We start from the raw sequence: 8,048 nt of genomic DNA, 5'->3' as shown, positions 1-8,048 counted from the left end.
CCTCCCGCAGGGGCTTTCTCCGGATGCTCAGGAAATGATGACAAATGGGAGCTTAATAGAAAATGCCGAAGCTTATTAATATTGATAATGCATTCAGCGCTATCTGTTAGTGAGGAAATAGCCTATTCCTATCTATTTATGTTGAAAAACATGTCGGGCTAATAGCATATTACATCTTCATGACTGTGAAATTAAAATCTTTTCTTTTGAGCGGAAATATTTCCTTCGAAATAGTAGGTGATTAAGGCTTATTTAGTATATTTGACTTCAGATATTGTAACAATTACAATTGCTAAAATTGTAAGTTTATATAACTAAAGTTTAATAATTATTATGGAAAACAAAATTCAGGAGCTCACTGATAAGATTTATCGTGAAGGGGTGGAAAAGGGTAATGAAGAAGCGCAGCGACTTATCGAAGAGGCTCAGAAGAAAGCTCAGAAGTTGATTGCAGATGCAGAGAAGGAAGCTGAAGGAATTATAGCCAATGCTCGTAAATCTGCTGATGAATTAACGGAGAACACAAAGTCCGAATTGAAGTTGTTTGCGGGACAGGCCCTGAATGCACTGAAAACAGAAGTTACTAATTTATTGACAAATCAGACTGTTTCGGATGCAGTAAAAGGATTTATTGCAGATAAAGATTATTTCAACAAATTTATTGTAGCATTGGCTACTCAATGGTCAGCAAACGAACCCATTGTCATTTCTGTAAAAGATGCTGAATCATTAAAGAAGTATTTTGCCTCGGATGTTAAGTCTTTGCTTGATAAGGGGGTTAAAATAGAAGAAGTAAATGGGGCCAAGGCGCTTTTTTCTGTTTCACCGGCAGATGGATCGTATAAAGTGAATTTTGGTGAAGAGGAATTTGAAAATTACTTTAAAGAGTTTCTTCGTCCTCAGCTAGTCGAAATGTTGTTTTAACAGAAAACTATGAGTACATATTATTGTCTGGTAGCTGGTTTGCCTGATATCTCACTGGATGATGGTAAATTAAGCTATTCTGTGGCTGATTTTAAGTCGGAGTTGTATCCAGAATTATCTGTTCAAGATCGGAAGCTGATAGATTTATTTTATCTAAAATTTGATAATACAGACTTGCTGAAGCTCTTGAAAAATAAGGATGCTGCGACAGAGGGGAGGGGAAATTTTTCATCTGAAGAATTACTCCAACTGATTGATGCTGTGCGCGATGGAGATATTCCGGATAAAAGATTTCCTTCCTATTTGGTAGATTTCGTTACTCAATATTTCAGACTTTCACAAGAAGAATTATATCGCGCTGAAGATATATTAGCTTCATTATATTTTTCTTATGGAATGGCATGCTGTAATGCCTTTATTGCCTCGTGGTTTGAGTTTAATTTAAACTTAAACAATATACTTGCTGCTTTGGCGGCACGGAAATATAAAATGGATGTGTCAAATGTTATTGTCGGAGAAACAAGTATATGTGAGCAGTTGCGTACATCGAATGCACGTGATTTTGGATTAAACGAAACACTTGAATATTTTGAAACATTGCAGCGTATTTCTGATATTGAGGAACTGGTAGAACGAGAGAAAAAGGTCGATACGTTAAAGTGGAAATGGCTGGAAGATGAATCTTTCTTTCATTATTTTACAATTGAGCGTGTCTTCGTTTTCTTGATGCAACTTGAAATGATTGAACGTTGGATTTCATTGGATAAGGATAAAGGAAATGAATTGTTCCGCAAAATGATTCAGAATTTAAAGAATGAAGTTCAAATACCAGAAGAATTTAGAAAATAATAAAAAAAGATAAGAATGGCAACAAAAGGAACTGTTTTAGGCGTTATCGCCAATATGGTTACGCTGACTGTTGACGGTCCTGTGGCTCAAAATGAGATCTGTTATATAACTACCGGAGGTGACCGTTTGATGGCCGAAGTTATCAAGGTTGTGGGTAAAAATGTATATGTACAGGTGTTCGAAAGTACACGTGGACTGAAAGTTGGAGCCGAGGCCGAATTTACAGGTCATATGTTGGAAGTAACTTTGGGACCGGGCATGCTATCGAAAAATTATGATGGCTTGCAGAATGACCTTGACAAAATGGAAGGAATCTTCCTGAAACGTGGACAATATACTTATCCATTGGATAAGGAAAAGAAATGGCATTTTAAGCCAATAGTAAAGGTGGGTGATGAAGTAGGACCTTCTGCTTGGTTGGGTGAAGTGGAAGAGAACCATCAGCCGTTGAAGATTATGGTACCTTTTCAACTTCATGGAACTTACAAGGTGAAGTCGATTGTTGTAGAAGGTGATTATACTATCGAAGATACAGTTGTTGTTTTGACAAATAAGGAAGGTGAAGACATTAAAGTAAATATGATTCAGAAATGGCCGGTGAAAAAGGCTATGACGAATTATGTTGAAAAGCCACGTCCGTATAAATTGCTGGAAACAGGTGTGCGCGTAATTGATACAATGAATCCGATTGTAGAAGGAGGTACAGGTTTTATTCCTGGTCCGTTTGGAACGGGAAAGACTGTGTTGCAGCATGCTATTTCTAAACAAGCTGAAGCTGATATCGTTATTATAGCTGCCTGTGGTGAACGTGCGAATGAGGTAGTAGAAATCTTTACGGAGTTCCCCGAACTGGTAGATCCACATACTGGTCGTAAGTTGATGGAGCGTACAATTATCGTTGCAAATACTTCTAATATGCCGGTTGCAGCACGTGAGGCATCTGTATACACTGCTATGACAATGGCTGAATTTTATCGTGCCATGGGATTGAAGGTCTTGTTGATGGCCGACTCTACCTCTCGTTGGGCACAGGCTTTGCGTGAAATGTCTAACCGTATGGAGGAACTTCCGGGACCAGATGCGTTTCCGATGGATATTTCTGCTATTATATCTAATTTCTATGGACGTGCCGGATTCGTACATCTGTATAATGGTGCAACTGGTTCTATTACTTTTATCGGAACGGTATCACCGGCAGGTGGTAACCTGAAAGAGCCGGTAACGGAAAATACAAAAAAGGTAGCACGATGTTTTTATGCTTTGGAGCAGGAACGTGCCGACCGTAAACGTTATCCAGCTGTAAACCCGATTGACTCATATTCAAAGTATTTGGAATATCCGGAATTTGAAAAATATATTACAGAACGTATCAATGGACAGTGGACAGGAAAAGTGAATGAACTGAAAACTCGCTTGTTGCGTGGAAAGGAAATTGCCGAACAGATTAATATTTTAGGGGATGATGGTGTTCCAGTTGAATATCATGTAATTTTCTGGAAGTCGGAACTGATTGACTTTGTTATCTTGCAGCAGGATGCGTTCGATGAAGTAGATTCTGTTACTCCGATGGAGCGTCAGGAGGATATTGTGAATATGATTATTGATATTTGTCACACGGACTTCAAGTTTGAAACCTTTGTGGAGGTAATGGATTACTTCAAGAAGATGATAAATATTTGTAAGCAGATGAACTACTCTAAGTATAAATCTGAACAATATGAAGATTTCCGTAAGCAGCTTGCTACATTGGTTGCCGAAAGAAGTGTGAAGTAAACTTATAAAGTAAAAGAAAATGGCAACAAAAGCGTTTCAAAAAATATATACTAAAATTAGCCAGATTACAAAGGCTACATGTTCGTTGAAAGCAACGGAGGTGGGCTATGATGAACTGGCTATGGTGAATGGCAAGCTGGCCCAGGTGGTTAAGATTGCTGGTGATGAGGTAACACTTCAGGTATTTGAAGGTACAGAAGGTATTCCGACTAATGCAGAAGTTGTATTCTTAGGTAAATCGCCTATGCTGAAAGTAAGCGAACAGCTTGCGGGACGTTTCTTTAATGCTTTCGGTGAGCCTATTGACGGGGGACCGGAGATTGAGGGTACAGAAGTCGAAATTGGCGGACCATCGGTAAATCCTGTACGTCGAAAACAGCCTTCTGAGTTGATTGCAACTGGTATAGCGGGTATCGATTTAAATAATACGTTGGTGTCCGGACAGAAAATCCCATTTTTTGCAGATCCTGATCAGCCTTTCAACCAGGTGATGGCGAATGTGGCATTACGCGCGGAAACGGATAAAATTATTCTGGGCGGTATGGGTATGACGAACGATGACTACTTGTATTTTAAGAATGTCTTCTCGAATGCTGGTGCGTTGGATCGTATTATCAGTTTTGTAAATACCACAGAGAATCCTCCTGTAGAGCGTTTGCTGATTCCTGATATGGCTTTGACTGCTGCCGAATATTTTGCTGTTGAGCATAATCAGAAGGTGTTGGTTCTGCTTACAGATATGACTTCGTATGCTGATGCGCTTGCTATCGTGTCGAACCGTATGGACCAGATTCCATCGAAAGATTCTATGCCGGGCTCATTGTATTCAGATTTGGCGAAGATCTATGAAAAGGCTGTACAGTTCCCGACCGGAGGTTCTATTACGATTATTGCGGTAACTACCTTGTCGGGCGGCGATATTACACATGCAGTTCCTGATAATACTGGATATATCACTGAAGGACAGTTGTTCTTACGTCGTGATAGTGACATCGGTAAGGTAATCGTAGACCCGTTCCGTTCATTGTCTCGTTTAAAACAGTTGGTTAGTGGTAAAAAAACACGTAAAGATCATCCGCAGGTTATGAATGCAGCCGTACGTTTGTATGCTGATGCAGCTAATGCGAAGACTAAGATGGAGAACGGTTTCGATTTGACCAACTACGACGAACGTGCACTGGCTTTTGCAAAGGATTATGCAAACCAATTACTGGCTATCGATGTTAACCTGAATACAACAGAAATGCTTGATGTGACTTGGGGATTGTTCAGTAAATACTTTAAGCCGGAAGAAGTTAATATCAAGAAAGAATTTGTTGATCAGTACTGGAAAAAGTAATTCATAAATTCACAGAGAAATGGCTATAAAATTTCAATATAATAAAACTTCGTTGCAACAGCTTGAGAAGCAGCTCAAGATTCGTGTGCGTACGCTTCCTATTATTAAAAATAAGGAAAGTGCGCTGCGACTGGAGGTAAAGCGCTGCAAGACTGAGGCTGTGGAACTTGAAGGAAGCCTGGAAAAACAAATTCAGGCTTATGAAGCCATGTTCGCACTCTGGAATGAATTTGATGCTTCATTGATAAAGGTGAAGGATGTTCATTTGGGCGTACGTAAGATTGCTGGAGTACGTGTACCACTTTTGGAAGATGTGGATTTTGAGATTCGGCCGTTTAGCTTATTTTGTAGTCCTAAATGGTATGCCGATGGTATTCACTTACTGAAAGACTTGGCTCGTACAGCCATTGAAAGAGAATTTACACTCGCCAAATTGAGCTTGCTGGAACATGCGCGTAAGAAAACTACGCAGAAAGTGAATCTTTTTGAGAAGGTTCAGATACCCGGTTATCAGGATGCGCTGAGAAAAATCAAGCGTTTCATGGAAGATGAAGAGAACTTGTCGAAATCTTCTCAGAAGATTCTGAAATCGATTCAGGAAAAAAGAAAGGAGGCTGAGGTATGATTGCTAAGATGAAGAAACTTACGTTTCTGGTTTATCATAAAGAATATGATGCCTTTTTAAAGAGTATACGCGACTTGGGAGTGGTACATGTGGCTACCAAAGCACAAGGTAGTGCTGAGAATGCGGCCTTACAAGAAAGTATCCGCTTATCGGCACGTTATGCTGCAACTATAAAAATGTTGCAAGGTTTGAATATTCCTGCGGTTGCTCATACCGGAAATGTTGAGAAGGGAGAGGAAACCCTTGCGGAATTTGAGGGCCTCCAACAACAGATACAACAGGTATCTCATAAACTTCAGGCTGTAGAAAAAGAACTTTTGCAATTGGAACCGTGGGGAAATTTTGAACCAACGAGCTTGGACCGCCTTCGTGATGCTGGTTATCAGATTGATTTCTACATTTGTTCTGATAAACAGTTTAAGGAGGAGTGGACTAATTTGTATAATGCAATAATTATCAATCATGTTGGTTCGAAGTTGTATTTTGTGACAGTTGTTCCGGTTGGTAAAAACGTCGACTTGGAAGTGGAAGCTGCTAAATTGCCGGATTGTTCTCTATCTGACCTTCAGACACGGAAAGAGGATCTGATAAAGCAGAATGACGAACTGCAGGCGCGAATGAAGGAACTGGCAGCATCTGCTATTCCTGATTTGCAAGTTGCGCAAGCACAGGTGCATTCGCAGATAGAGTTCTCTAAAGTTGTATTGAATACGGATTCACTTGCTGATAATAAATTGATGTTGTTGCAAGGGTGGGCGCCGGCCGAACGTATTGGCGAAATAGAGCGTTTCTTGGAAACAAAGGAGGTGTACTACGAAGTAGCAGATCCTACTCCAGAGGATGATGTCCCTATTTTGCTTGATAACAAAGGATTCTTCCGGCTCTTTGAACCGATAATGCGTTTGTATATGCTTCCGAAGTATAATGAATTGGATTTGACTCCGTTCTTTGCTCCATTTTTTATGCTGTTCTTCGGATTGTGTTTGGGTGATTCGGGTTATGGCTTGTTCATGTTGCTGGCTGTCACTATTTATCGGCTTGTAGCAAAGAACATATCAGCTTCGATGAAGCCAATTCTTACATTGGTACAGTTGCTGGGGGCTTCTACAATGGTGTGCGGGCTTTTGACTGGTACTTGTTTTGGATTTAATCTGTATGATATTCAGCTTCCTCTATTCCAGAGTTTGAAAGAGGCAATTTCGTTGGATAACCAGCAGATGTTCAATCTATCTCTGATATTGGGAGGTGTACAGATTATCTTTGGTATGATACTGAAGGCTGTAAATCAGACAATCCAGTTCGGCTTTAAATATGCTGTCGCTACAATCGGATGGCTTTTTATCCTGGTTAGTACGGCTATTGCTTTTGCTGCTCCAGGTTTCATGCCGATGGGTGGAACGATTCATTTGGTCTTCTTGGTTATCGGAGTATTGATGGCCTACTTGTACAATAGTCCGGGAAAGAATGTTTTTATAAATATTGGTTTGGGACTATGGGATAGTTATAACATGGCTACAGGTCTGTTAGGTGATGTCTTGTCGTATGTCCGTCTGTTCGCATTAGGGTTGTCGGGAGGAATTTTGGCAAGTGTATTTAATAGTCTGGCTGTGGGAATGAGTCCTGATAATGTCATTGCCGGTCCGATAGTTATGGTCTTGATTTTTGTAATCGGACATGCTATAAATATGTTTATGAATGTTCTGGGAGCAATGGTGCACCCGATGCGTCTGACTTTTGTAGAGTTCTTTAAGAATTCGGGATATGAAGGAGGCGGAAAGGAATATAAACCTTTTAAAAACTAATAATAACAAAGTAAAAAACTAAAAATTAAATCTTATAAATTATGGAAATGAATCTTTTGATTGCCTACATTGGCATCGCAATTATGGTTGGTTTATCAGGAATTGGTAGTGCTTATGGCGTAACAATTGCAGGTAATGCTTCAATTGGAGCTTTGAAGAAAAATGATAGTGCATTTGGTAACTTCTTGGTCTTGACAGCCCTTCCGGGTACTCAGGGATTGTATGGTTTTGCCGGTTACTTTATGTTCCAGAGTATCTTTAATGTTTTGACTCCCGAAATTTCGGCTATTCAGGCTTGTGCTGTTCTTGGTTCTGGTATTGGCTTGGGATTGGTCGCATTGTTCTCGGCTATTCGTCAGGGACAGGTTTGCGCAAATGGTATTGCAGCTATCGGACAAGGACACAATGTATTTGGTAATACTTTGATTTTGGCTGTATTCCCGGAATTGTATGCAATTGTAGCTCTTGCTGCTACATTCTTGATGGGTTCTGCACTTGCATAAATTAGTATAATAAACGAGCGGGTATTGGAAGTCCTTTGAAAGAGTCTTCTGATATTTTCTCGAAACGCCTTGGCTTTAAAGGAATAAAGCCAAGGCGTTTTTTTATTAGTAATAGGTGAAAATGGAATAAAAAACCTGAGTTCGGGATAAGTTTAGAATAAGGCCAGTTGTTTTGAGTCCTCAATATAGTATCCTTGCAATGCATCCGGTTTGTTTTCAAAGAAACAATAAGC

Annotated in this window: 7 protein-coding genes; all 7 read left to right on the top strand. The window is 39.8% G+C overall.

What is annotated here, in order from left to right; translation table 11 throughout:
* Positions 1-333: 333 nt before the first annotated feature.
* The 7 genes from ACZM60_RS13975 to ACZM60_RS13945 are packed head-to-tail and all read left to right on the top strand — an operon-like array spanning position 334 to position 7,815.
* Complete coding sequence (locus tag ACZM60_RS13975; RefSeq protein ID WP_021971448.1) at positions 334-924, top strand: hypothetical protein; 591 nt, start codon at positions 334-336, stop codon at positions 922-924.
* Between the two features lie 9 nt (positions 925-933).
* Positions 934-1,773, top strand: a complete 840-nt coding sequence (locus ACZM60_RS13970; RefSeq protein WP_021971449.1) for a DUF2764 domain-containing protein — start codon at positions 934-936, stop codon at positions 1,771-1,773.
* 15 nt (positions 1,774-1,788) lie between these two features.
* On the top strand, positions 1,789-3,546 hold the full coding sequence (locus ACZM60_RS13965) for a V-type ATP synthase subunit A (RefSeq protein ID WP_021971450.1): 1,758 nt from the start codon (positions 1,789-1,791) through the stop codon (positions 3,544-3,546).
* 19 nt (positions 3,547-3,565) lie between these two features.
* Positions 3,566-4,885: a V-type ATP synthase subunit B gene (locus tag ACZM60_RS13960; RefSeq protein WP_489521796.1), complete on the top strand. Its 1,320-nt coding sequence runs from the start codon at positions 3,566-3,568 to the stop codon at positions 4,883-4,885.
* 19 nt (positions 4,886-4,904) lie between these two features.
* Positions 4,905-5,510, top strand: a complete 606-nt coding sequence (locus tag ACZM60_RS13955) for a V-type ATP synthase subunit D (RefSeq protein WP_021971452.1) — start codon at positions 4,905-4,907, stop codon at positions 5,508-5,510.
* On the top strand, positions 5,507-7,312 hold the full coding sequence (locus tag ACZM60_RS13950) for a V-type ATP synthase subunit I (RefSeq protein ID WP_489521795.1): 1,806 nt from the start codon (positions 5,507-5,509) through the stop codon (positions 7,310-7,312). The genes ACZM60_RS13955 and ACZM60_RS13950 overlap by 4 nt, the downstream gene beginning before the upstream one ends.
* Before the next feature lie 41 nt (positions 7,313-7,353).
* Positions 7,354-7,815, top strand: coding sequence for an ATP synthase subunit C (locus ACZM60_RS13945; RefSeq protein WP_021971454.1), 462 nt, complete (start codon positions 7,354-7,356; stop codon positions 7,813-7,815).
* Positions 7,816-8,048: the final 233 nt, after the last annotated feature.

The organism is Phocaeicola sp., assembly GCF_057861905.1.
The sequence above is the reverse complement of the archived record's forward strand: the minus strand, read 5'-3'. Positions and strand labels throughout refer to the sequence as shown.